The organism is Nocardia sp. NPDC059240, assembly GCF_042753865.1.
GTDB lineage: Bacteria > Actinomycetota > Actinomycetes > Mycobacteriales > Mycobacteriaceae > Nocardia.
Genome location: NZ_JBHZAC010000001.1, coordinates 652,592 through 676,589, shown reverse-complemented (window position 1 = coordinate 676,589; position 23,998 = coordinate 652,592). Strand labels below are relative to the sequence as shown.

Genomic DNA, 23,998 nt, shown 5'->3' with positions numbered 1-23,998 from the left:
GTCATCGAACGCATGCGCTTCGTCTCGACCGGCGTTGTGTCACTGAATGATTCCTCGTCCGGCACTCTGCACCCCTGCTGTGCGCACTGCCTCTCGACTATCAGGATAGGCTCACCGATTGCCGTGTGGGTGCGGGTTCGACGTCCAGTCGATTTCAGCGTTTTCCAGCCTCATAGAGGTATCGGTCTCCGTAGTGCTTTCCTGAGGTAATTGAAAGGCACACAAGCCGTTTCGGGTGAGGCGGTGCCGGGCCCACCGAAATCGCCGCCTGATCTTCCGGTCCGGAAATCCGGGGGAGACTCGGTGACCAGGTCATTCTCCGCACCCGGAACCGCCACCGGTTGTCGGCCGTTACGAAATCGGATCCAATTGGACAACAGTGGATTTGGCGCGTTGATAGGTTGCCAGCAGGGGCGACGGCAACACTGCCGCTCGCGGAGGAGTGGACATGTCATTGATCAACTTCAACGCCTATGACAACAACCCCCCGCCGCCACCGCGCCGGGCACGGCGAGGGTGGCTGGTCGGGGGAGCGGTCGTCGCGGGCGTGCTCGTCGTGGTACTCGCGATCACGCTGCGACCCGCGACGGGACAATCATCCGGCCCGGCTGCGAACAGCGATCCCGCCGCGGATCTGTCCTTCGATCCGGTTCGTCAGCAAGGCGTATGCCTCGACGGCCTGCAGCCGACGCCGGATGGTTGGGCACAGGGTTTCGCTGCCCAGATCAAGACCGCGGTCGCCAACCTGGAGGCATGGGACACCGATCCGGAAAACCCGCCCAACACCGGCACCGAGCAACCTCACGCCGGTCTGAATCTCTGGATGAAGGCGGTTTACACTAACTCGCTGTCGACTGATAACCCCCAGTTCACGGCACATGCCGCGATCAGGTCGGTGTCCGCGTTGAAGACACCGCTACCGACGAACGCCGACCCCGGCGACGCCCTCTACCAACGGTGGAACAGCGCCTTCGAGCAGACCAAAGCCGACCGGAAGGCCGCGATCACCGAAGCGAGCAAAGGCGCGGATGCCTTGGGCGCACTGCAGTTCCCGCCGCACGATTCGACGTTCTCCGGCATCAGCGGCTGCATCTCGGCACTGCTCGACGACGTCCCGGACGTCACCGACGAGCACACTCACAGCGCCTCGCCGCGCTCGTTCCTGATCGCGACCGACTGCAACGAACCCGTGGCGCCGCAATTGAAGGGAAGTTTCAACGGCGCGACGCTCTACGTCATCCAGAGCTGCGTGAGCGGCATTGCCGACGAGTGTTCGCGCTACTTCCAGCAATTCAGTGACCGCATGCATCAACTACACGTCGGCCAGATCATCCAGATTCCCGAGGATCAGGCACCCGACGCGATCGCGAAGTGGATTCAGAACGGGAGTTTGCAGTCGTGACGCTACTAATTGCCGCGATCATCGTGGCCGTGCTGTTCGTGCTCGCCGGTGGGGCGTTGGCGGGCATCCGTCCCTGGATCGAGAACCGGGCCAGCAGCAAAGCGATCGCACTCCAGGAACAGCAGGCCCAGACGGCGGCCCGGGAAGCAGATATCGAGAGTCGCCGTGCGGCAGCCGATGCGCAGATGCGGACGGATCCCGTTCCCGTCCTCGTCGCCACGCTGGCGCGTTACGACGAGCAGGTGCGCATCCCGCGCGCTGCCGCTGTCGACGCGGCGAACGTGGTACGCGCTGCCCGGGACCAGGAGTACAAAGAGGAGTCGGAGCAGCTACCTCAGTCGCTGCTGAAACCCGGCACCACGCGGTACGCGATCCTGGCTGCGGTGCCGCTGTTCGTTCTCGGATCTCTCGTCGCGGGCGTGCTGGACTTCATGACCTTCCGCGGCTTCAGCGGCGGTCTCACCCTTCCCATCCTGCTCTCGGTGCTCACCGTGCTCATCATGACGGTGTCCTCGGTCCTGATCGGGCTCGGCATGGGCTGGCACAAGGGACTGGCGGGTGCGGAGTGGTCACGGTCCCGCCGCGGCATGATCGCCAGGGCCGGAGTCGTTTTCGCGGTCGCGGGTCTGGCCGCCATGGTGTGGATCGCACCCAATCGCACCTCCGGGTTTCACGACGCCGAGGTGAAACGTCAGACCTCGATTCTGGCGCAAGCCGAGAACACCCGACCGCAGACCGACCAGACGCGTGCGGCGGCCACGACCGCACGCCAGGCCGTGGACAAGGCGAAATCCGACAAGACGCTGGCCGCTGCGGTCGACCGAGTCAGCGTCGGCGGGATCACCTTTCTCGAGATCCCGTTGACCGAGGGGATGCTGTTCGGCGTTCAAGTTTTGCTGGCTTTTCGAGCGCAGCAGCGTCGAGACGAGGCTCGACGGCGCCATCAAGAGGCCGTCAACGCGTTCGAACGGGCCGAGTCGCGACTGGACGCGGACCTGCTCGAGTTGCTCGCCGGCTACGGGCACGGTAGTGAACAGTTGCGGGCGGCGAAGATTCGGTGGCAACAAGACAAGATCACCAGGCAAATGCTCGACGAGCAGAACCCGAACGGTCGGGCCGCGCCGGAACCTGCTGCGGCCTCGGAAACTACTGCGCCCGCTGAGGGGAACGCCGAGGGCGAACCAGACGGGGCGGTTCCGCCGCCCAAACCCGCGTCGCCCCGGACAGACATCCTCGACGGCTTGGACGAGATGAACAACCATCCGCACAGCTCGGAGCCGAATTCATGAGCAGCTACAACACCCGCAGCGTCAAGCTCAGCGCCAACCGCTCTACACAGGTCGCCAAGCAACTGCGCATCGCACTGGAGAACAGCACCCTGGTCCGTGCGGCGCAGGCCGACCTGACCGTGACCGCCGATGATCTGGCCGCCCTCGAGGAATGCACGAACGCGTGGACTCCCGAGTTGCGGACCGCGGTTGCGATACTGTCGCCGGCCGAACACAAGCGGGCTCGAGAAGCCGTCGCGCAGGCGAGGGCGCTCAGCAGCCAGCAGGCGAACACTGCCCGTGCTGAGATCGCCAGACAGATCGCGGACGCCAAAGCTGAACTCGCGCAGGCCTTGCAGCTGGCGCAGCGCCGCATCGACAACGCGATCGCCGAGACGACGGCACAGGCCATGGTCACGAGTGCTCAAGAACTGGGGTACCGGGTGACGCGTCGCAAGGAGGGCGACACCACCGCCATCGACATGCGGCGCGACCACGAGATCGTGCTGGCGGTGGTGCGTGGGGAGACCGTTGCGATCGATCACGCCGGTTTGTCCGACTCCTCATGTCTGCAACGCCAACAAGACCTGGTCGAGGAGATCCGTTCGCGCGGAATCGAACTGGCGGAAGGCGAGCGTGACGACCATCGAGACGATGGCGGCGGCAAACTCATCCGCGCGGCCGTCGCGGGTCAATCGAGCCTGCTGAGCGATCCGGGCGCGTTCGCGCAGACCGCGGCTCGTCAGCACGAGCACAAGACGGCCCCACCACCGGCCATCCGCCCCAACGACATCGGTGACGATCTCGACGGCCCGAGGATCCAGGCATGACGGCCCCGAATCCGTTGCGCCGCACCCTGCGCTTCGAGGCCGACCTCGACAGTGCGCGGGCGGCACACACCCAGGTTCTCGTCACGGGAGCCGGTGTCAACGACATCCTGATCGACCGCGACGGACGCGCGTTGCGGCTGCAGGGCGCCTTGCACAGCTACTGTGCGTATCGCTCACTCGGGCTGGTGGTGTATCGGTTCGGCTCGGGGGCGGTCGCGTTGCAGACGCTTCCCGACGGAACCGCCATCACCTTGCAGTTGCCGGGTGCCGCTGATGGACCGGCAGCCGCGGTCGCCCAGATTCTGGAGCAGCTGCGGGAATTGCCCATCCCCTCGGTCTTTGTTTTTGATTTCGCCGATTCGCTCATTCCCCCGGCGCAGACGCTGTCGTTCGAGGTTTCGCTGCTGGTCGAACACCTTCGCGCGGTCACCCAGGATGTCAGCAGATGGCAACGGCGCGGGATGCAGCTTGTTATCGTCGATCGCGGGGGTGGCGTGAGTCCGCGGCTGGCGGCGCAACCCGGTATCCGGCCGGTGCATCTCGGGGCTCCCGACCAGGACGAGAGCACGCTGTTCATCAGCAAATCGGCCAATGCGCAAAGTGGCGAGCGGCTCTACCTGCACCGTGATCTCAGTGTCGCCGACGCCGGTCGCCTCACGCGCGGGTTGCTCAATCTCACTGTCCACGAGCGCCGTCTGATCAGTTCGGCCGAGAATCCGCTCAGCGCCGCACAGATCACGGAGGTGAAGTCCGAGGCGATTCGCCAGCTCAGCCAGGGGGCCCTGGAATTGATGCCGGACCGTTTGGCCTTCGGCGCGGACGTGGCTGGACTGCCGAGCGTCCGCTTGCACCTGCAGGAGATGCAGCTGATCGGTCAGAAGACCGTCCGAGTGCTGCTCAGTGGTCCGCCCGGTACAGGAAAGACGCTGTGCGCCACCGCGATCGGATCCCTGCTGCAGGTTCCGGTGGTGCGATTCGGCTCGGTGCTCAACCAGTTCCTGGGCGTTTCGGAGAGCAATATGGATCGCGCGCTGCACGTCCTGCGTGAGCTCGCGCCGCTGGTGTTGTTCATCGATGAAGCCGACCAACGCGGACTCGGCAATCGTGGCCACACCACCGAAACCCATGAGACCTATCAGAACCTGCGCGCCATGCTGTTCGAGTTCCTCGGCGACACCGGCGCGGACAACGGCATCTCGGTGGTCGCCACTACCAACGTCCCCGCTCGGCTCGACGAAGCCGTCCGTTCGCGGTTCACGGTGCTGCCCGTCTTGTTCCCCTCGGGGCCGGAATTGGCGCAGATCATGGCGATTCACGCGCGCCGCAATGGGATTCCGGTGACCGTTGATCTGACCGACCGCATGTGCGGGTACATGGCCGACGGCCACGCGCTATCGGGCCGCTCGGCGCCGAAGGTGTTGACCAAGGCCTGGATTCGAGCCCGCGGGGCTCGCCGCGACGAGGTGACCGACGACGACGTCGCGCAGGCGCTGTCGGACTTCGTCGGCGACGACTGGACGCCTGCGGCCGAATACAGCACGCTCACTTCGGTATCGGCCGTCGACAGCGCCGACGCGTGGCCCTGGGTCGCGGCCCAGCGACTGGGCGAGACCTACGACACCCCGAGCGCGCTGAGCATGTACCTCCGCTCCGACGGCAAAATCGACACGGCGATGATCGCCGATCGCATCACCGCACTGGAGAAGGCCAGTGTCTACCGCTGAAGACGATCGCCGAACGGCCGCAACCCATCCCGACGAGCGTTTGATGGCGCGAGTGCGTTCGGCATTGGACCGCTGGGGTGGCCACCCGGCCGCGGTGGCTCCCACCAGTTCGATCCTCGGCACCGGCGCGATCGCCGCGGTCGAGGCCGCAATGTCGGCCCACCACAACGATATTCCAGCGATCTTGCTGCCGTCCGCAAGTTATGCGCTCGGCATCGCGCTATCCGCGATCGGTGTCGGCGCGGGCGACGAGGTCCTACTGCCGGCACTCGACTGGCCAGCAAGCTTCGCCGCAGTGGCGAACTTGGGCGCACAAGCCATCCCGATCGCCGTCGATCCCGCGACCTTGACCATCGACCCGAACGCCTGCGCCGCGGTCGTCACCCCTCGTACCGCCGCCATTATCGCCAGCCACCTCCACGGCGTCTGCGCGGACATCCCCGCCATCCGCGCCGCCGCCCCACACCTACCGGTCATCGAAGACTGCGCAGCCGCTCTCGGCAGCAGTATCGACGGTCTCCGCACCGGCACGATGGGCGACCTCGCGGTAATCAGTTTCGGCCCAGGCAAACGAATCGACGCAGGCGAAGGTGGCGTCCTGTTGGTCCGCGACCCACAGCATCACCGTCGCGCCCTGTCCGCCTGCGTTCACCCCTTGCGCGCAACCCTGCTGGGTCTCGAGGCAGACCATCGCTCGACAATCATGCGCCCGCATCCACTCACCGCGATGCTCGCTCTCGATGCTCTGGCCCAATGGGATCCACGCGCAGACGAGAAGGCCCACAGGGACACGGCACGCGAGCTGAGCGAAGGACCGGCGGTCGAATTGGTGGGCCACGACAGCCGGCGAACCAACGCCGGTCCCACGATCCCCATCCTCGCCACAGGTAAACAGCTTGCCCTGCACGGGAAAACGAATGCGGTGGTCCTCCCCGGCAGCAACAACGAGACCATGCTGCACGACCTCGCGGATCGATTGCGGCTACTACCTACAACCGGGAAGCCGAACTCTGGCGAGGAATCAGGTTGTCGGGTGGGGTGATTCGTGCGCCGTGGCCGTATGTGCCCGACCTTGGTCGGTCAGTTCGGTGAGTGCGGCAAGGAATGCGGCAGCCTTGAGCCGGGGCATCGTTGCGAAGACTTCGTCGAGACCGGTCATGAACGCACTGATCTGCTGCTTCTCGCGTTGATCGGGGCAGACGGCACGAGAAGGCGGAAGAGCAACGGACGGAGCGTCTCACGGTCGCCGGCAGTGTGCGCTCAGGTCGAATGCAGTGCGAAGTTTGTGACGTAACGGGCATCGGAGCCTCGTATCCGAAGCCCGCGGCCTCGAATTCCGAACGATGGCATGCGCGGTCTCCTGCGCGGCGCGTTCGGTTCCGGGGACGTTGCCTGTGCGCTCGTAGATTTGGGGGCGAAGCGCTGTGAGGGTTTGGAGGAGATAGCTGTGGCGAGATTTGTTCTGGTTCCCGGTGCGTTCCACGGGGGTTGGTGGTTCGAGCCGCTGGCCCGGCGGCTGCGGGACCTCGGCCACGAGGCGTATCCGGTGACCTTGACCGGGCTTGGGGGTCGAGCGCATCTGGCGAGCGGCGGGGTGAATCTGGATACCCATATCGCGGATGTGGTCGGCGTGCTCGAAGGCAACGACCTGGCTGATGTGGTGCTGGTCGGCCACAGCTCGGGCGGCATGTCGATTACCGGCGCGGCTGAGATTGTGCCGCAACGGATTCGGGCGCTGATATATTTGGACGCCTTCGTTCCGCGAGACGGCGATTCGGTGTGGGGTCTGAGCACCCAGGTGTGGCGGGACCGCTATCTGGCCGATGTCGGTGGCGACGGCTACTCGATGCGGCCACCGGCTTTCCTCACCGAAGCCCGGGTTACCGCGCAGCCGCTGGCCTCGATGCTGCAGCGCATCCGGCTCACCGGTGCCGCAGACGGAATCGATAGCAAGCACTACGTTTTCATGACCGAGTACCCGCAGACTCCATTCACCCAGTTCTACGATCGGCTGCGGCTGGATCCGTCGTGGACGGTCCACACGCGTCCGTTCGGTCACAACGTGATGGCCGAGATGCCCGACGAGGTTCTGAAGCTCGTACTACATGCCACCGAGTGAAACGGCCGCCGGACGGGGGTCATCACTGAGTACAGCAATCTGCTTGTGTCAGTGACCAATCTGGCGAACGGCGGGACTGCCGGCGGTGTATCCGATAGTGCACTGCGACGGCGCGCCGTCAGCGACAAGATCAGGGAGTTGTCAGCGAGGGGAACTGGACAAAATTCCGCAGTGAGTACTCCCTGATGTTCAATGGCGCACGCGTGGGGGACGTCGGATTGGCGGTACGGGCTCCATGCGTTCGCCGACCGGCCCGAAAGCGCCATCGTTCTCCAACGCAAGGCCATTCAGGTGACCGTCGCCACTGACGCTCTATTGTTGCGTCGATTCGTTAGTCGACAGGCCCTCGGGCCGACAGGACGATCCTGAGCACATGCTCGACCGCAGACTCGAACAATGCTCCCCGTAGCTCATTTCGAACAGCGAGATTGCGGGTGGCGAGGTCGAGCACCTGATCGGGGGTCAGACGGCGCACTACCAGGGCGGCAACATCCTCCAGATCGAGTTCGCTGTTCGCGTTCTCCAGTCTGGTCAGCGCAAACGCGACGACGATCTCCTCGTCCGTCATACTTCGCCTCCGCCGTTCGTTTGTTCGGCCACGCCGTGGTAGCCAGGGTCAATACTACGGCTGCGGTCGATCGGTTCACCCTTCCGCTGGACCGTGCGACCGGCTGGGACTCCACTCGACGGCTGGTCCGGCGAACCGCTGCGGGGGTGCCGGCTCGTCGATACGAGTACACGCCATTGCCGAGTTGAGTGCGGTTGAGGCTGGGACCACCGGCACGTACCCAGCGGGAATCGTGATGGAGAATCGGGCAAGTGAGCAGATTCGCTGAGATCATCGTTCTTGCCCGAGATGCCGAACACGTCATGCACCACTTGACCGTTCACGATGACAACCGCGAGTGGCATCAATGCTTCACCCCTATCGGCGATGCAATGTTCGAGGGCGCCAATCGCGCGACAGACGAGTGCTACGCATGGGTAATCCAGTTCCGCCGCCGCACCTGGACTGGCCTCTTGGCACACCTGGAATCTCTCGAGTGGCCCGATCCGAACTCGGTACAAGTTCTCGTCCACGACGAGGAAGACAGCTGCTTCGGTCTGTGGATGATCTACGACGGCAAGCTCACCGAGATTCCGCTCCCTCGGACGAAGAGGCTGGAATTCCCGTCCACGATCACCGGCGTCCTCCTTCGGACAGACGACGAGGATTGACATCGCACCACCCAGGGGAATGCACAGTCATGCCGCTGACCGCTCGGATTGAGGCGACTACGGGCGGCAAACTACGCTCCGGCAGAAGGGGCGGGAGGGGGTCTCTCGCCGCGTTCCGCATACTCACATCAGGGTGAGTTTTAGCTCTGGTCGGAAGCCATGACGCCGTTAGGCTGAGTAACTAACGCGACGGGGAAGGGGAGCCCATGGCCAAGCAGTTCTCGCATCTGGATGGGTCGCTACGGCAGTTCATCGAGGCGCAAGCGGTGTTCTTCGTTGCCACCGCGCCGTCGCAAGGGGGACGAGTCAATTTGTCGCCCAAGGGGTATCAGGATACTTTCGCCGTGCTCGACGATCACACCGTCGCCTACCTCGATCTGTTCGGTAGCGGCGTGGAGACGATCTCGCACTTGCGTGAGAACGGCCGGATCACGATCATGTTCTGCTCGTTCACCCGCAACTCCCGGATCCTGCGACTGTTCGGCTCAGGGCGCGTCGTACGACCGGACGACCCCGAATTCGTAGAGCTGCGAGCGAATTTCGGACTCGCGCATCCGGGTATCCGCGCAGTCATCGTCGTCCATCTCGAGCGCATCGCCGACGCGTGTGGATACTCCGTCCCCTATTACGAACTCATCGGCGAACGGCCGGTCCTCGACGCTCACCATGCCAGGCAGCCGGAAGAGAAATTCGCGGGCCGGATCGCCGGAGACAACGGGCACAGCATCGACGGCCTCCCCGCACTGGATCCAGACCACCCGGTACCATCCCATGTGCCCCGCTAGAAGCTGCCAGAACACATTCTCCTGCCGCTGATCTGTTGGGAGGCAAGCCATTAGAGTGACACACCGATTACAACGGCGGGCAGCCGAAAATTAGGAGCCCACTGATCGGCGCGGGGTGCTCGATCAGGTGCTGCGTCAGTAGCCACAGGCTGGCTCGTGGTGGCCGATCTCGCGGCAGTCCCTGAAGGTGTTGGCGTCCTCGATTGAGGGCGGCAGTGCGGCTAATCGCTCCCATAGGTCGAATTCATATGCCTCGTAACGGCTATCGCTGCCCACCGGCGCGACCTTACTGGACGGAATTCGACGTCAAGGCGTCAATGTCCGGACCGAGCCCAGCGTTGTCAGGCGCGCCAGGAACCATCCGGGTGCAGCACCCATTCTCTGCCGTGAGGACGGACCACGAGTGGGGTTAGCATCTGGTTCAGTTCGTCATCGGACAGTGTTCCGCCGTCTCCGAGCCCCACCCAGTTGTAGGCGTTTTTGAGAACTGGTATAGGGGTATCGAACGCTTCGCGCCAGTAGATGATGAGCTGGAAGGGCGTTGGGCTCTCGAGTTCCTGGATCAACCAGGTCGCTATTTCAGCCGGAGCGTCTCCTCGCTGGGCGCGTGTGCGCAGCTCGTTGACGACGGTTTTTCTGAGCGGGCCTGATCCCACGATCAACCTCCTCAGCTGCGATAGCGATCCCGTTCTTGTCATCGGCCAGCGTATCCGGACTCCTCACATGCCGAACATCCGCTATCGCCGCGTGGCGAGTGGCACAAATTGGAGGACAAACCGGGCGAAAGGCCTCTGGAATGTGCCACTCGGCGGCGGGCTGAGGCGGTTGGGGATGGACGTGGGCGGATGGGGGGTCGCAAATAGATTGTGCGCGAGGGATTTTGTGAATTGGCGTACCGGTGGGTGGGGAGGCTGGGATCGTGAGGGGTGGAGATAGTTTCGACGGAAGGTCCGGATTATGACCGCCACTCATCGCCCCATGGCACCGTCCACCGATGACAGTGGGGCGATCAATGAACTTCAGGAGTCCTTCGGGAGGCAGCGGGCCGCGTTTGCTCGGGATCCGTATCCGAGTCTGGAGGTACGGCAGGATCATTTGGGGGCGCTTGCGGGGATGATGCTGGGCAGTCGGGAGCGGATCAGACGGGCTGTGTCGGAGGACTTTTCGGTGCATCCGGAGCTGTTCACCGATCTGGTCGAGGTGCTCGGGGTGGTGGGGCGGGCGGTTTACGCGGCCGAGCAGTTGAGCTCGTGGATGGCGGCGGAGGCGCGGTTCACCGATCCGGGGTTGTACGGGTCGGCGCAGGCCGCGATTCGGTACCAGCCCAAGGGTGTGGTCGGGAATATCGTGCCGTGGAACTTTCCGTTCGACCTGTCGGTCGGTCCGCTGGTGGAGATGTTGGCTGCGGGCAATCGGGTGATTTTGAAGCCTTCGGAGTTCACGCCGGCGTGCGGTGAACTGCTGAAGGAAATGATCGCGGGCACCTTCGATTCCGACCATGTCACGGTCGTCACCGGCGGCGTCGAGTTGGCGCGTGCGTTCTCCCAGCAGCGCTGGGATCACCTGCTGTACACCGGAAATCCGGAGGTCGGGCGGTTGATCGCCGTCGAAGCCGCCAAGAACCTGGTGCCGGTGACGCTGGAGCTGGGCGGCAAGTGCCCGGCCATCCTGGCCGCGGACAGCATCGACGCGGCATCGGTCGAACAGGTGCTCGGCACCAAGCTGATCAAGAACGGCCAGATGTGTATCTCGGTCGACTATTGCCTGGTGCCGCGCGACGGCGTCGACGATTTCGTCGCCTTGGCGCAGGCGCATATGGCCGAGCATGCGCCGAACTTCACCGACACCGACGACTGCACCGGCATCATCACCGAACGGCACCTGGACCGGCTGATCGACCTGCTGGACGAGGCCCGGGACGCGGGATGCGCCATCGTCGAACTGCAGCCCACCGCCAAGGTCGATCGTGCGAGCCGACGCATGCCGCTCTCGCTGGTTCTCGATCCTGCCGACGATCTCGGTGTGATGCGGGAGGAAATCTTCGGCCCGATCCTCGTCGTCAAACCCTACGACACCATCGACGACGCGATCACCCACGTCAACGCGGGCGAAAAGCCGCTCGGGCTCTACGTTTTCGCCAAGGACGCCACTATCGCCGACCAGGTCCTCACCCGCACCTCCTCCGGCGGCGCGTGCGTCAACACCTGCGCGGTGCAGGGCGCCCTACCCGCCCTCGGCTTCGGCGGCATCGGCACCAGCGGGACCGGCCGACACCACGGCATCGAGGGCTTCCGCGAATTCTCCAACCCCCGAGGCGTGGTCACCCGCGGCGAAGGCGACCTCATCGGCGCGCTGTATCCGCCCTACGGAGACCTCGCGCAGGCGGTCGTCACGGCCGCACTCGGGGGCTGAACGTCGCGAGGTGAGGCCGGCCGCCTGCGGACGCCCGCACGACAGGCAAGTGCATCGATTATGAATCGAATGCGTCTAGAGTTCGGTGTATGACTGTCGCCCTCGTGCTCTTCACCAGAGATCTGCGCGTGCATGACAATCCGGCGCTGACCGCTGCCTGCCGCGAAGCGGAAACGGTGGTGCCGCTGTTCGTGCTGGACAGCGAGCTGCTGGTGAAGGTGGGGAGCGCACCCAATCGGGTGCGCTTCCTGGGGGCGGCATTGGGGGAGCTCGACGCGGAGCTGCGGGCGCGGGGCGGGCGGCTCGTCATCCGGTCGGGCCGGGTGATCGACGAGGTCGCCCGGATGTCGCACGAGGTCGGCGCGCGCAGCGTGCACATCGCGGCCGAGGCCACGGTTTACGGCCGGGAGCGGGAATCGGCTTTGCGGGAAAGTCTTTCGAGTGCCGGCTGCGAGTTGCATGTGCACGCGGCGTCGATCACCGCGGTGGATCCCGGTGCGGTGCGGCCCGATACCGGCCGCGACCACTACGCGGTGTTCACCCCCTACCTGCGGCGCTGGCTGGACACCCCGATGCGGCGACCCCTGCCCGCGCCGGAGGCGTTGTCGGTGCCGTCCGTCGCCGCCGGTGTGACTCCGGGCGCGATCGCGGAGCGGGCGGGGCAGGGTTCGCCGCTGCTGGTGGTCGGCGGTGAGACGACGGCACGGAAGTTGTTCGAGCACTGGCTGTCCGGACCTGTCACCCGGTATGCCGAGCTCAAGGATCTGCCCGCCGTGGACGGCACGTCGGGCCTGTCGCCGTATCTGCATTTCGGCTGCCTGTCCCCGGCGGAACTGGTGTTCCGGACCGACACCGCCGACGCCGGCGGATACGCCTTCGTCCGGCAACTGGCGTGGCGGGACTTCTACCATCAAGTACTGGCCGCTCGTGGCGATGTCGCCACCGCCGACTACAAGCCCGCATCGCACCCGTGGCGGACCGATACCGCCGGGGTCGCCGCCTGGTGCGCCGGCCGCACCGGATATCCGATGGTCGACGCCGGGATGCGACAGCTGCTGGCTCAGGGCTGGATGCCGGGCCGGGCGCGGTTGGTCGCCGCGAGCTTCCTGGTCAAGACCTTGCGGGTGGATTGGCGCATCGGGGCAAGGCATTTCGAGCGCTGGCTGGTCGATGCCGATGTGGCGAACAATCGGCTCAACTGGCAGTGGATGGCGGGCACCGGCACCGATACCCGATCCAGCCGGGTGCTCAATCCGCTGCGGCAGGCCGAGCGTTTCGATCCGGACGGCGACTACGCCCGTCGCTGGCTGCCCGAACTGGCGCAACTGCCGGGCGCGGAGGTGCATCGGCCCTGGCGGGCAGGTGTACTCGCCGCGGACTATCCGCCACCGATCGTCGAGTTCAACGGCATGTGAACACGATTCGCCCGACCGCCGCGGTCACCCGCTCGGAAATGCGGACAGCGCAGTGCTGCCGACCATGTCCGAATCCGTGAGCCGCAGTACGCCCAGCCGTCGCAACATTTTGCATCGATTATGGATCGATATGTCGTACGGCTGCCCGCTATGTGCATTCCTGGCCGAGTGCCGTTCACAGCTCCCGACGCGCTGGGCCGAGGTACTCGACGGACTCGGCCAGTCCGGACAGCCGCACCACGCCCTCGGGCAGGATCACGGTGTCCCACCCCGGCCCGCCGACACAGGTTCGGGCTCCCGCACCGATACAAGCGCGGACCGCCGAGGTCAGCGCCGTGGGCTCCTGCTGTGACCAGAGCACGACCGTCGCGGGCGCGGCAATGCGCGCCAGGGTGTCGGCCAGCGCGGCGGTCGGGACATCCGGGCCGAGCATGCGCGTGTCCGTACCGCATTCGGCCAGCGCCGCACGCAGCACTTCCAGTGGCAGCGAATGGGTTTCGCCGCTGGTGCAGGCGAGGAGCGGGGCGGCGGTCTCGCGGGCCGGGGGCGGCGGCACGGACCGATGCAGCGTCGCGGTGATGCACCACGACAGCAGGTGCTCGACGTCCACACACCCCTCGCCGCCGAGCTGCCGACCGACGACGGTCGCGAAAGCCGGGCGGCACAAGCGATCCCACGTGTCCACGACACCGTAGGCGCGCACATGCTTGTCGAGCAGATCGCAGACCACCCCGGTGTCGAGTGCGAACGCGGCTGCCAGCAGCGCGGTCTCATCGCCGAACGAGAGCGCCGGGCCCCGCACGGTGGCCGCCGCGCCGCCCGGACTGGCCCCGGCACGGACGAGTTCCAGCATGCGGGTGAGCACGTCGATATCCGCGTCGCCGTAGAGGCGGTGCCGACCCGGCTGATCCTGTTGCGGGCCGATCCCGTACCGGCGATTCCAACTGCGCAGGGTGGCCGTCGGAATGCCGAGCTGTTCGGCTACCACGCGGACCGGATAACCTGCCCGATCCTGGTTGGGTGACGGTTTGCGCGGCATGAACTGATTGTGCCGGTTCGTCCCCGAGTTCCGTTCATGCCTTGCGCATCGCGTGAATTTCTCGACGGCAACGCCGAATTCGTACTCCGTCCCTTGCCGGTCACTGCGGCCGGTAGGTGCGAGCGATCAGCGCCGAACGCAGATACCACAGGTCGGCGGGCTGGGCGGGATCGAGCCCCGTGAGCTGACCGACCCGCTTGAGCCGATAGTCCACGGTATTGGCGTGGATATGCAGCGTGCGGGCGGTGCGCTGGCGATTGAGGTCGTGGGAGATGTGCCGCTGCAGCGTTTCCAGCAGTTCCGGGTGTTCGTCGAGCGGGGCGAGCAGGGCCCCGAGGACTTCGCGGCCGGGGCCGGGACGGGTGAGCTGGTATTCCAAGGCGAGTTCGTCGAAACGATAGAGTCCGGGCAGTGCGCGCAGCCGGGCGAGCATGTCCAGCATCTCGTGGGCTTGATCGGCGGCGTCCGGGATCTGCGCCGTCGTGGCATCGACCAGCGCCGCGGTGACACCGACCTGTGCGGCCTCGGAGACGGTCGTGACCAGATCGTCGAGGCCGGCGTCGTGATCGAAGGTGTCGGGGATCAGAATCGTCCCGCCGTCGATCGACAACAGCGACAACGCTTGTCCGCGGCAGCGTGACGCCAGCACGGCTTGCACGCGGCGCAGTTTGCGGCGCGCCACGACCTGACCGTCCAGATAGGGATTGTGTTCATCGGGGTGGGCCGGAATCGACAACGCCAGCACGGCATAGCCTTCCGCGATGGTGATACCGCATTCGCGAGCCATGGTCGAGCTCGGATGCCCGCCCAGCAACGCCGAGACCAGCGTGTGCACCGCATTGTGGTGCTCGCTCACGACCGCCCGGTATTCGCTGAGGTAGGCGCGGGAGACCGTGGAGGTCATGGTGTCGAGAATGTCGACCATCATGGTCACCCCCGCCACCACTTTGTCGAAGTCCTCGGTCGTCAGATTCGCCACCACGAGACCGAACCCCATGCGGAAACCGGCGTGCAGGGCGTGATGGATGGTGTCGATCGGAATGCCCTCGCGTGCCCAGCCCGCCGCTGCGGCGTGCAATCGGTCGATCTTGCCCGGGATGTCCTGACCGTCGAGCGTGCCGACCGCCAACTCCAGGCAGACCCTGGTGACCGCGGTGACATCGCCGCGGACCGCGTCCCCGGGCAAGGTCGCGCAGGGGATCACATGATCCAGAAAATGGCCGACCATCCGGCGTGACAGGGCCCGGACATCCCGCAGTGGGGACGACATCGGCTTGCCCGCCGCGGTGAGCCCGGTCAGCTCCGGATGGTCGACGGTCATCGGCGACTCCCATTCTCTGGCAAGGCAAAGCGTCCTTTCCGGCCCGACACTAGCCGCGCGATTGCGGAGCCGGAGCACACTCGGCGTCCTCTGAGCAACACCACGAACTGCTCCGGCGATTTCTGTGGCATCGCACAGCGTCAGTGCGCGCCAACCAGTTCGGCGCTGCGGTCGAACAGGCGCTGTCGCAGCGCACCATCGCGGCGGGCCGAGACGGCGGGCAGGAACCGCAGGCCGGGAGTCGAGGTGAAGAACTCCCCGCTCGTCGTGCCGAGGCTCTCGTCGAGCACCAGCCGGATCCCCATCTCGGCGCCTTGCCGAGGCGTGCGGACCAGGGGAGTGCGGGACGCCGCCCGCGCGGTGCCGGTCAGCAACCGGCTACCGCGCACCAAACCGGAGGCCACGATGCCGGGGCAGAAGCAGTTGACCGTGACACCGGTGCCGTCGAGTCGCCGCGCCAGCTCCTCGGTGAACAGAATGTTGAGCAGCTTCGAGCGTCCGTAGATCGGTTCGGATCCGATCGCGCCGTGCGGGACCGGGTCGGCGAAGGTGTCGAGGTCCAGGCGTGCCGCGCTGCGGTGCGCCTCCGACGCGGTCACCACGATTCGCGCTGTGCCGGAGGCGATTACCCGGTCCAGCAGCAGGTGGGTCAGCAGGAACGGGCCGAGGTGGTTGGTGCCCGCCATCACCTCGTATCCGTCCGCCGTGACTCCGGCGCTGAAGCTGTGGATGCCGGCATTGTTGAGCAAGGTGTCGATCACCGGATAGCGCGCGGTGATCTCGGCGGCGGCGCTGCGGATCGAGGACAGCTCGGCCAGGTCCGCGACCACGTACTCGGGTGCGGTTACGACGCCCGGTTCCGCGGCGAGTTCGGTGACGGTATCCCGGGCCTTGGTTTCGTTGCGGGCCACCAACGTCAGGGCGGCGCCGCGCCTGGCGAGTGCCCGGGCCATCTCCTTGCCGATTCCGTTGGTCGCGCCGGTGATCACGATGCGCTGTCCCGAGATCGGGCGCTCTGGGTAGGTGGGCACGCGGTACTCCTTGCGTTGCTACGGCTTTCGGCCTGGGCTGTCGCTGACATTCGAATGTCACTGACATCTGAAATCAGAGTAGGTCCCGCTCGGCGGTTGTCAAGGAGCGCGGGAACCGCAAGGTGGGCCCCGCTAAACTGCCCGGATGTCCAACCGGTTGAGCCGTCCCGAATCACAGGCACGAACACGTGCCAGGTTGGTCGCGTCGGCAACCGAGCTGTATCTGCGGGACGGCTTCACCGCGACCTCCAACAATCAGGTCGCCGAGGCCGCCGGATACAGTCGCGGCGCGGTGTATTCGAATTTCGCCAGCAAGGAAGAGCTGGCACTGTCGGTGCTGGACAAGCACACCACCGAGGAATTCGCCGAGTTGGTGCGCATACTGACCGCGGGCAGCGCCCAGGACCGGATCGACGCGTTCCAGGCCTGGGCGATGGCGGCCAGCGGCGATCCACGGTGGGCGTGGTTCAAGACCGAGCTGGCATTGGTGTCGCGGCGCAGTCCGTCATTGCGTGCGCAACTCGCGGCCCGAGATGAGCAGGCGCGCAGCGAGATCACCGCACTGGTCGAACAGGTCGGTGCCGACCTCGGCCTGGCCGTCCCCGCTCAACCCTCGGTCGTCGCGGGTCTGCTGATGGCACTGGGCAAGGGCATCGCCATCGACAGTCTCATCGATTCGGCGGGACCGCCGACCTGGCTGCGGGAACTGTTCGACCTACTGAATCCACTGCTCGCCATGCTGTCGGAGAACCCGTCCGATTGACACTGTCGGCTGCCGATCATTGCCGCAAAGCCCGCGCGAACAGGGGCCACGAGTCGTGCAGGTCCTGCTGCCAATAGCCCCACGAGTGTGTTCCGGCCGCGCGGAGATTGAAAGTGGCCGGGATGCCGAGGCTTCGGAGGCGGTCGCGCAGGGCGAGCGCGCATTGATCGGTGATCGCCTCGAGGAAAGCGCCGCTGGTGAGCTGAGCCAGGAGTTTGCCCGCATTGCCGTGGATGCCCGGGCCGTCGAGCGTATCGAGCGGGCCGGGTAGGCCGGTACCGGTGGAGACGTAGACCGCGGTGCCGCGGAGGCTCTCGGCGTGCAGATAGGGATCGTTGGCAAGCCAGGCGGGATCCTCGGGCAGACCCCACATATTGGCAGGGTCGCCGCGCCAGCGCAGCACCACCGCATCCACGAACAGCCGGCCCACCGGATCACTGGTGCGGGCGCAACCGCTGTAGGACCCGACCGCGCGATACAGGCCGGGCGCGGCCAGCGCGAGTTGGAAGACGGAGGTTCCGGCCATGGAGATACCGGCAATGGCGTTCGCGCCGTCGCCGTTCAGCGCCGAATCGATGATCGGCGGGAGTTCCCGGGTCAGCAGGGTGGTCCAGCGCATCCGCCCCAAGACCGGGTCGTCGGTCCGCCAATCGGTGAAGTAGCTGCCGTTGCCGCCCATGGGCACCACCACCGTGACCTGCTTGTCGCGGAAGAAATCGACGATATCGGTCTGCTCCGGCCAACTGCTGGCATCGGAACCGCCATTCGCCCCATTGAGCAGATAGAGGGTTGGAGCGGGAATTGAACTGTCCGGCGCGGGAAGCACTTTCAGGGTGATGTCGGTGTCCGTGGCGGCCGAGTGCACCCGCAGGTCGAGCAGACCGCCGGCGTCCTCGGTGACCGCGATCAAGGCGGATCCGTCCGGCGCGGACCGTGCCGACGCCAGCGCCGCCGCGGTCGCGGGTTCGGCGCGGGCGGGAATCGCGACGCCGAGCCAGAGCAGCGTCGCCGCCAGGGCGAGCGCCGAGAGCGGGCCTGCTGCCTTCACCCGTGACCTCCGAATGTCTCGACCGGGCCGATCGGCTGGTGACGCTAGGGCGAAAGCCGCACCGGGACAATGCCTGTCGCGACACTTTGGACGCCGTCCGGACGTCGGCGCGCCGCGTTGGGAGCGATCACAGACTTTCGCCGCGGTGCTGGTGGGCGTGCCCTCGCATGCCGTTCACTCGAAATCCTGTTTCCGCCGGGCTCCAGTGCCTCGGTGCGGGCATGTGGTTCTCAGCATTGGGAAACGAGGGTCATTCATGGTCACATTCGGCTTGTTCGACGATTGGCGTCCGGAGCCGGGCGTGCTCACCGTCTGGACGGCATCGCCGGCGTCCCGGGCGAGGATGCGGGGCGCGCCGGCGCATGACGTCGCGCCGTCCTACCAGCAGGAGGCGTACCTGCGTGCGGCACAACGCAACTCCGGTGTGGGATTGCGGGTTTCGCGACTGTGCATGATCTCCTTCGACATCCCCGACACCCTGGACCAGCGGGCGATGACCGCGACGGTGCAGGCGTTCCTACGCCGGCATGACACCTTCCACAGCTGGTTCGAGCCAGCGCCGGAAACCGGGTTCGTGCGCCATGTCGGGGACCCGGCCGACATCGAGTTCACCCCCAACACCTACGGCGAGTTCACCGACCTCGACCTGCTGCGCGAGCGGGTGCAGGCCGAGACGCCGGGCCCGTTCGAATGGGATTGCTTCTCCTTCGGCGTCATCGAACGCCCGGGATCGTTCACCGTGTACGCCGCCGTCGATCACCTGCATACCGACGGTGTCGCCCAGGCCCTGTCGTGTGTGGAACTGCTGCTGCTCTACGGCACCGAATTGTCCGGCGGTGAAATGACTCTGGCCCCGGTCGACGGCCATATCGGCTACTGCGAGCGCGAGCGCCGCCTCAATGAGCAACTCACCGCGGAGTCGAGTTCGGTCCGTCGATGGGCGGAGCTGTTGCAGGGCAACGACGGTGACCTGCCGAGCTTCCCGCTCGAGCTCGGCGCGGGCGGCTATGCCCGGGGAGCGCAACTCACCCTGCCCCTGCTGTGGGAGGCCGATACGCTGCGCTTCGAGCAGGTCTGCGAGAAACACGGCGGCCGGTTCCTGGGCGGGTTGTTCACGGCGGTCGCGCTGGCGGAGTGCGAATTGGACGACCGGGAACGGTATTTCGGCCTCACCCCGGCGAACACCCGATTCCTGCCGGGGGAGATGGGCTCGGTCGGCTGGTACACCAATCTCATTCCGGTGGCGTTCCCCGTGCGTGCCGAGGACACCTTTACCGCGCTGGTGGGGGCGGCGCAGCAGGCGGCCGACCAGGCCAAGGACCTGACCGACGTGTCGCTGCACCGGGTACTCGAACTGATCGCGCCCGAACTCGGGATCCGCGGCTGGACGGCGCCGATGGTGTCGTACGTCGATGTCCGGAAAATGGCCGGTGCGGAGATGTTCGACGCGATCAAGGGCGGGTTGTACGGGAGCAACGCCAGCTCCGGTGAGGTTTTCCTGTGGGTCAATCGATTCCGTGAGGTCACCACGCTGAGCCTGTTGTTCCCGGACACCCCGCAGGCGCACGCGGCCGTCGAACGGTATGTGAAGACGCTGGTCGCCATCATCACCGCGGTGGCCACCGACGGCGACTACGCGGCCGCGATCCCGGCGGTCTCGTGACGGTCCGCACCCCCGGTCTGGCCGAGGACGCGGATTCCACCGCGCGGCCCGCCGGCGCCTGGATCGCGTTGGCGGCCTGCCTGATCGCGGTGTTCATGCAGATGCTGGACCTGACCATCGTGCATACCGCCATGCCCGCGCTGGCCCGGGAGCTGCATGCGAGCGGTTCGGCGGAGTTGTCGATCGTGAGCGTCTACGGGCTGGCCTTCGCCTGCACCCTGCCGACCGCCGCCCGGATCGGTGACCTGTTCGGGCGACACGTCGTGTTCCCGATCGCGCTGGCGGCCTTCGCCGCGGCTTCGGTCCTGTGCGGCCTGTCCTCCGGCGCAACCGAATTGGTGCTGGCGCGAGGCGCGGCGGGTGTCGCGGCGGCGCTGGCGTCCGCGCAGACCATCGCGATCATCACCGGGGCGTTTCCCGAACGCGGGCGGGCTCGGGCCTTCGGCGTCTACAGCGCGGTGGCCGCCCTCGCCGGGATGGCCGGACCGATGCTGGGTGGCGCGCTGGTGGACGGCGACCCGCTGGGACTGGGCTGGCGAGCCGTCTTCCTGATCAATGTTCCGCTCGCCGCAGTCGCGGTGGCACTGGCGAATCGGCATCCGGAGGCCTCGCGCCGCCCGGCAACCTGGCGCGCGCAGCCGGCGAACGACGCACGCCACGTGGGGAATCCCGGGCGGATGCTGCGGCGGCTCGACCTACCGGGAGTGACGCTCTCGGCTACCGGGTTGGGGTTGCTGGTGTATCCCCTGGCTGTCGGGCGTGAAAAAGGTTGGCCACCAGTCATGTTCGTCCTCCTGGCGCTGTCGGTTCCGACCCTGGCGGTGTTCGGGTGGCAGCAGCGCCGACGGGCGAAGCGCGGCGCCGAGCCGCTGGTGCGGGTGGAGTTGTTCGGCGAGCGCGGATTTGCGGTGGGTGCGGTACTCACCCCGATGTTCTACGGCGTGTTCACGGCGCTGTTGTTCACGGTGTCGGTGGCGGCGCAGTCGGGGCTGGGGTGGTCGGCGTCGCGCACCGGGCTGGTCATGCTGCCGTTCGCGGTCGGCGCGGTGGCCGGCGCGCTGTCCTCGCCGGTGCTGGTGTCGCTGTGGGGATCCCGGGCGCTGACCGTCGGCGCGCTGGTGTTCGCTGTCGCGTTGGGGGCGACGGCGGACACCATCCATACGGACCTGTCCGGCCTCGACCTTCGCGATCTGGCGTGGCCGGTGTACGCGGCGGGCGCGGGCATGGGCTGGTTCGCCGCGCCGCTGCCCGCCGTGATGATGTCCGCGGTGGCCGAGCCTGCCACCGGGTCGGCGTCGGGAATCGTGCCGACGCTGCAGCAGGTCGGTAGCTCCGTCGGCGTGGCGGCGCTGGGCATGGTGTTCTTCGCCAGGGTGGACGCGCGGTCCTACCTGGACGCGATCATCACCGTGCTCTGGCTGATGGCCGGGCTGTCCGCGCTGCTCGCCGTGCTCACTCTCGCCCTGCCCCGGCGGCGGCCGTGAACACCCGATCCCTGCCGCGCCGATCATCGCCGGCGGCAGGGGAACTACCGCCGCCGTTCGCCACTCGCTCCGTCGGCGTGATCGCGTGCGCGGCGGCGGTGGTGCTGTGCCTGCGCGCCGGGCGCTACGGGTACTTCGGCGATGAGCTGTATTTTCTCGCCGCCGGGCGACGCTTGGCGGTGGGGTATGCCGATCAGGGCCCGCTGGTGCCGGTGGCGGCGCGGGTGGCGGACTGGATAGCGCCGGAATCGCTTGTCGTGCTGCGGATTCCGGCGATCGGGTGCGCGGTGGCGACGGTCTGGCTGTGTGCGGCACTGGCCCGTGAATTCGGGGGTGATCACGGCGCACAGCGCCTCGCCGCCCTCGCGTATGCCACGAGTCCGTTCCTGATCACCTCGGCCGCGACCCTGTCGACGTTCGCGGTGGACGCCACACTCTCGGCGGCACTGCTGTGGATGCTGGTGCGCTGGACGCGAACTCACGACGACCGCCTGATCCTCGGAGCTGCGGCGGTGGCCGGGGTTGACTTGCAGGTGAAGCTGCTGCTGCCGGTGCTCGGCGCCGGAATCGGGCTGGGCGTACTCGCTTTCGGCCCTCGGACACTGTTGCGTCGACCGATGCTGTGGGCGGCGCTAGCGGCCGTGGGCCTCACCGTGCTCCCGAGTCTGGTGTGGCAGGCGCGCCACGGCTGGCCTCAGCTGGCGATGGGCACGGTCATCGCGGCCGAAGAGCGCGCGGCGAGCGGCGGGGTCGGCGGCTTGCCGATCCAGCTCGGACTGCTGCTCGGTCTGCTCGGTTGTCCGGTGGCGGCCGCCGGGCTGTGGGCGTTGTTCCGGTCGCCGCTGTTGCGCACCTCTCGATTCGCGGCCGTGGCCGTGTCGGTGCAAGCATGCTTCGTCGTGCTGACCGGGTCGCGGCCCTACTACCTGGCCGATGTGTTCCCAGTGCTGTTCGCGGCGGGTGCCTGGTGGTGGACGGATCGGACACACCGAGCCTGGCTCACGGTCGCCGGTGCCGGCTCGATCGCCATTGCGCTGGCCGTCGTCCTCGTACTGCCACTGCCCGCATCGTCACTGCGCGAGCCCGCCGATACGCCGCACGCGATATCGACGCGGATGCGACTGTTCGGGCCGGGCGACTGGGGTGAACTGGTTGCCGCCGTGCAGCGTTCGGCCCAGGAATCGAATCCACGGGCGAGTCCGATCACCGCCGTCATCGCCCAGAACTATTGGCAGGCAGCGGCTCTCGACCGCGCCGGTACCGCTGTTCCACCGGTGTACAGCGCGAACCGCGGGTTCGCCTACTTCGGTACCCCGCCCGAGCCGACGAACACGGTGCTCTACGTCGGTTCGGACGCCATGGAATCAGCGCTGCGCCAGACCTTTTCCGAGGTGCGGCCGGTGGCGCGGCTGGATGACCGGCTCGGCCTCGCGGGGATCACCCGCCACGTCGTCATCTGGCGCTGTGATCAACCTCGTCGCCGGTGGTCCGACATCTGGGCCGACTGGCACACCAATGTTCTCGACTCGGGCGAAGGGAGAGACCGGTGATCTACCGCGGAACCGCCGCCGAAGTGACCTGGTTCCAGCAAGAGTGGACGCTGCCGGAGCTGATCGAACGCAAAGCCGGACGAACCGTCTCGGTGGTGCTGCCCGCGCTCGATGAGCAGGACACCATCGCCGGCGTGCTCGAGTCGATCCGCGATCTGGTGGGCACGCTGGTGGACGAACTCGTGGTCGTGGACTCCGGCTCCACCGACAACACCATCGGCATCGCCGAAACCGCCGGGGCGACGGCGGTTTACACCCGTGAGGAGGCGCTCCCGAGCCTCCCGGCCCGGCCGGGCAAGGGCGAGGTGCTGTGGCGCTCGCTGGCCGTGACCACCGGCGACCTCATCGTCTTCGTCGACTCGGATCTGCTCGCGCCGAGCCCGCGCTTCGTACCGGCATTGCTGGCCCCGTTGCTGTTTCAGGACGGAATCGAGTTGGTGAAGGGCTACTATCAGCGCCCCTTGGCGGCGGGCTTCCCGGGCGAGGCCGACGGTGGCGGGCGTGTCACCCAACTGCTCGCCCGCCCCCTGCTGACCGCGCTCGTCCCGGAACTCGGTGAGGTACTGCAACCCCTCGGCGGAGAGTACGCCGCCACGCGAAAACTGTTGACCAGCATCCCCTTCGCGCCCGGCTACGGCGTCGAGATCGGCATTCTCCTCGATACCTGGCAGCGATACGGTGCGCGGGCGATAGCCCAGGTCGATCTGGGCACCCGGGCCCACCGCAACCGGCCGACCCACGAACTGGCGGTCATGAGCCGTCAACTCGTCGCCACCCTGCTCGACCGGCTCGGCATTCGTGACTCGGGCATCGGCCTGGCGCAGTACCGGCCCGGCGCGACATCCTGGCAGCGCACGGTCAGCCCGGTATCGACCGACGATCGGCCACCCATGGCGAGCCTGCAACTGCTCGACGGACGATAACCC

21 protein-coding genes are annotated in these 23,998 nt (G+C 66.7%); 15 read left to right on the top strand and 6 right to left on the bottom strand.

From position 1 onward, the window contains the following. Nucleotides 1-448: 448 nt before the first annotated feature. From ACFXHA_RS03320 to ACFXHA_RS03295, 6 genes are all read left to right on the top strand, one after another. Complete coding sequence (locus ACFXHA_RS03320) at nucleotides 449-1,402, top strand: hypothetical protein (protein WP_379352427.1); 954 nt, start codon at nucleotides 449-451, stop codon at nucleotides 1,400-1,402. Further along, nucleotides 1,399-2,691, top strand: coding sequence for a hypothetical protein (locus ACFXHA_RS03315; protein ID WP_379352425.1), 1,293 nt, complete (start codon nucleotides 1,399-1,401; stop codon nucleotides 2,689-2,691). The genes ACFXHA_RS03320 and ACFXHA_RS03315 overlap by 4 nt, the downstream gene beginning before the upstream one ends. Continuing rightward, on the top strand, nucleotides 2,688-3,500 hold the full coding sequence (locus tag ACFXHA_RS03310) for a hypothetical protein (RefSeq protein ID WP_379352423.1): 813 nt from the start codon (nucleotides 2,688-2,690) through the stop codon (nucleotides 3,498-3,500). Before ACFXHA_RS03315 ends, ACFXHA_RS03310 begins: the two co-directional genes overlap by 4 nt. Further along, a complete protein-coding gene (locus ACFXHA_RS03305; RefSeq protein WP_379352421.1) occupies nucleotides 3,497-5,224 on the top strand; it encodes an ATP-binding protein in 1,728 nt (575 codons plus the stop codon). The genes ACFXHA_RS03310 and ACFXHA_RS03305 overlap by 4 nt, the downstream gene beginning before the upstream one ends. Beyond that, a complete protein-coding gene (locus ACFXHA_RS03300) occupies nucleotides 5,211-6,266 on the top strand; it encodes a DegT/DnrJ/EryC1/StrS family aminotransferase (RefSeq protein WP_379352419.1) in 1,056 nt (351 codons plus the stop codon). Before ACFXHA_RS03305 ends, ACFXHA_RS03300 begins: the two co-directional genes overlap by 14 nt. 405 nt (nucleotides 6,267-6,671) lie before the next feature. Beyond that, nucleotides 6,672-7,343, top strand: coding sequence for an alpha/beta fold hydrolase (locus ACFXHA_RS03295; RefSeq protein ID WP_379352417.1), 672 nt, complete (start codon nucleotides 6,672-6,674; stop codon nucleotides 7,341-7,343). Between the two features lie 331 nt (nucleotides 7,344-7,674). Here the strand turns inward: ACFXHA_RS03295 and ACFXHA_RS03290 are convergent, their stop codons facing one another. Beyond that, nucleotides 7,675-7,911: a hypothetical protein gene (locus tag ACFXHA_RS03290; RefSeq protein ID WP_379352415.1), complete on the bottom strand. Its 237-nt coding sequence runs from the start codon at nucleotides 7,909-7,911 to the stop codon at nucleotides 7,675-7,677. Between the two features lie 251 nt (nucleotides 7,912-8,162). Between ACFXHA_RS03290 and ACFXHA_RS03285 the strand changes: the two genes are divergently transcribed. Together ACFXHA_RS03285 and ACFXHA_RS03280 are read left to right on the top strand one after the other, a co-directional pair. Then, nucleotides 8,163-8,561, top strand: coding sequence for a hypothetical protein (locus tag ACFXHA_RS03285; RefSeq protein WP_379352413.1), 399 nt, complete (start codon nucleotides 8,163-8,165; stop codon nucleotides 8,559-8,561). Between the two features lie 206 nt (nucleotides 8,562-8,767). Then, the gene (locus ACFXHA_RS03280) at nucleotides 8,768-9,346 is read left to right on the top strand and encodes a pyridoxamine 5'-phosphate oxidase family protein (protein ID WP_379352411.1); all 579 of its coding nucleotides are present in this window, start codon (nucleotides 8,768-8,770) and stop codon (nucleotides 9,344-9,346) included. Between the two features lie 341 nt (nucleotides 9,347-9,687). On the opposite strand, the gene ACFXHA_RS03275 is transcribed toward ACFXHA_RS03280, so the two are convergent. Continuing rightward, nucleotides 9,688-10,002 (bottom strand): hypothetical protein, encoded by a 315-nt coding sequence (locus ACFXHA_RS03275; protein ID WP_379352409.1) that lies wholly within the window; start codon nucleotides 10,000-10,002, stop codon nucleotides 9,688-9,690. A 301-nt stretch (nucleotides 10,003-10,303) separates the two neighbouring features. Here ACFXHA_RS03275 and ACFXHA_RS03270 point away from each other — a divergent pair, with 301 nt between their 5' ends. Beyond that, complete coding sequence (locus ACFXHA_RS03270; RefSeq protein WP_379352407.1) at nucleotides 10,304-11,758, top strand: aldehyde dehydrogenase family protein; 1,455 nt, start codon at nucleotides 10,304-10,306, stop codon at nucleotides 11,756-11,758. Nucleotides 11,759-11,847: 89 nt separating this feature from the next. After that, nucleotides 11,848-13,173, top strand: a complete 1,326-nt coding sequence (locus tag ACFXHA_RS03265; protein ID WP_379352405.1) for a cryptochrome/photolyase family protein — start codon at nucleotides 11,848-11,850, stop codon at nucleotides 13,171-13,173. A gap of 175 nt (nucleotides 13,174-13,348) precedes the next feature. Here ACFXHA_RS03265 and ACFXHA_RS03260 read toward each other — a convergent pair whose 3' ends face one another. The 3 genes from ACFXHA_RS03260 to ACFXHA_RS03250 all read right to left on the bottom strand — a co-directional run bounded on the left by ACFXHA_RS03260 (nucleotide 13,349) and on the right by ACFXHA_RS03250 (nucleotide 16,564). After that, entirely contained in the window at nucleotides 13,349-14,212 is an 864-nt protein-coding gene (locus ACFXHA_RS03260) for a MerR family transcriptional regulator (protein WP_379352403.1), read from the bottom strand. 100 nt (nucleotides 14,213-14,312) lie between these two features. Beyond that, complete coding sequence (locus ACFXHA_RS03255) at nucleotides 14,313-15,533, bottom strand: PucR family transcriptional regulator (protein ID WP_379352401.1); 1,221 nt, start codon at nucleotides 15,531-15,533, stop codon at nucleotides 14,313-14,315. Between the two features lie 140 nt (nucleotides 15,534-15,673). Next, nucleotides 15,674-16,564 carry an SDR family NAD(P)-dependent oxidoreductase gene (locus ACFXHA_RS03250; protein ID WP_379352399.1) on the bottom strand — a complete coding sequence of 297 codons (891 nt, stop codon included), beginning with the start codon at nucleotides 16,562-16,564 and terminating at the stop codon, nucleotides 15,674-15,676. Nucleotides 16,565-16,709: 145 nt separating this feature from the next. On the opposite strand from ACFXHA_RS03250, the gene ACFXHA_RS03245 reads away from it, so the two are divergent. Next, complete coding sequence (locus tag ACFXHA_RS03245; protein ID WP_379352397.1) at nucleotides 16,710-17,327, top strand: TetR/AcrR family transcriptional regulator; 618 nt, start codon at nucleotides 16,710-16,712, stop codon at nucleotides 17,325-17,327. Nucleotides 17,328-17,343: 16 nt separating this feature from the next. Here the strand turns inward: ACFXHA_RS03245 and ACFXHA_RS03240 are convergent, their stop codons facing one another. After that, complete coding sequence (locus ACFXHA_RS03240; protein WP_379352395.1) at nucleotides 17,344-18,375, bottom strand: alpha/beta hydrolase; 1,032 nt, start codon at nucleotides 18,373-18,375, stop codon at nucleotides 17,344-17,346. Between the two features lie 256 nt (nucleotides 18,376-18,631). On the opposite strand from ACFXHA_RS03240, the gene ACFXHA_RS03235 reads away from it, so the two are divergent. From ACFXHA_RS03235 to ACFXHA_RS03220, 4 genes are read left to right on the top strand one after another with little or no spacing between them, the layout of a single operon-like run. After that, nucleotides 18,632-20,038, top strand: coding sequence for a condensation domain-containing protein (locus tag ACFXHA_RS03235; protein WP_379352393.1), 1,407 nt, complete (start codon nucleotides 18,632-18,634; stop codon nucleotides 20,036-20,038). Further along, nucleotides 20,035-21,522 carry an MFS transporter gene (locus tag ACFXHA_RS03230; RefSeq protein ID WP_379352391.1) on the top strand — a complete coding sequence of 496 codons (1,488 nt, stop codon included), beginning with the start codon at nucleotides 20,035-20,037 and terminating at the stop codon, nucleotides 21,520-21,522. Before ACFXHA_RS03235 ends, ACFXHA_RS03230 begins: the two co-directional genes overlap by 4 nt. Further along, on the top strand, nucleotides 21,519-23,072 hold the full coding sequence (locus ACFXHA_RS03225) for an ArnT family glycosyltransferase (RefSeq protein WP_379352389.1): 1,554 nt from the start codon (nucleotides 21,519-21,521) through the stop codon (nucleotides 23,070-23,072). The genes ACFXHA_RS03230 and ACFXHA_RS03225 overlap by 4 nt, the downstream gene beginning before the upstream one ends. Beyond that, complete coding sequence (locus ACFXHA_RS03220) at nucleotides 23,069-23,995, top strand: glucosyl-3-phosphoglycerate synthase (RefSeq protein ID WP_379352387.1); 927 nt, start codon at nucleotides 23,069-23,071, stop codon at nucleotides 23,993-23,995. The genes ACFXHA_RS03225 and ACFXHA_RS03220 overlap by 4 nt, the downstream gene beginning before the upstream one ends. Nucleotides 23,996-23,998 lie beyond the last annotated feature (3 nt).

Coding starts and splice junctions, on each gene's coding strand:
- ACFXHA_RS03320 (WP_379352427.1), top strand. CDS start 449: ATGTCATTGATCAACTTCAACGCCTATGACAACAACCCCCCGCCGCCA.
- ACFXHA_RS03310 (WP_379352423.1), top strand. CDS start 2,688: ATGAGCAGCTACAACACCCGCAGCGTCAAGCTCAGCGCCAACCGCTCT.
- ACFXHA_RS03305 (WP_379352421.1), top strand. CDS start 3,497: ATGACGGCCCCGAATCCGTTGCGCCGCACCCTGCGCTTCGAGGCCGAC.
- ACFXHA_RS03290 (WP_379352415.1), bottom strand. CDS start 7,911: ATGACGGACGAGGAGATCGTCGTCGCGTTTGCGCTGACCAGACTGGAG.
- ACFXHA_RS03280 (WP_379352411.1), top strand. CDS start 8,768: ATGGCCAAGCAGTTCTCGCATCTGGATGGGTCGCTACGGCAGTTCATC.
- ACFXHA_RS03270 (WP_379352407.1), top strand. CDS start 10,304: ATGACCGCCACTCATCGCCCCATGGCACCGTCCACCGATGACAGTGGG.
- ACFXHA_RS03265 (WP_379352405.1), top strand. CDS start 11,848: ATGACTGTCGCCCTCGTGCTCTTCACCAGAGATCTGCGCGTGCATGAC.
- ACFXHA_RS03260 (WP_379352403.1), bottom strand. CDS start 14,212: ATGCCGCGCAAACCGTCACCCAACCAGGATCGGGCAGGTTATCCGGTC.
- ACFXHA_RS03255 (WP_379352401.1), bottom strand. CDS start 15,533: ATGACCGTCGACCATCCGGAGCTGACCGGGCTCACCGCGGCGGGCAAG.
- ACFXHA_RS03245 (WP_379352397.1), top strand. CDS start 16,710: ATGTCCAACCGGTTGAGCCGTCCCGAATCACAGGCACGAACACGTGCC.
- ACFXHA_RS03235 (WP_379352393.1), top strand. CDS start 18,632: ATGGTCACATTCGGCTTGTTCGACGATTGGCGTCCGGAGCCGGGCGTG.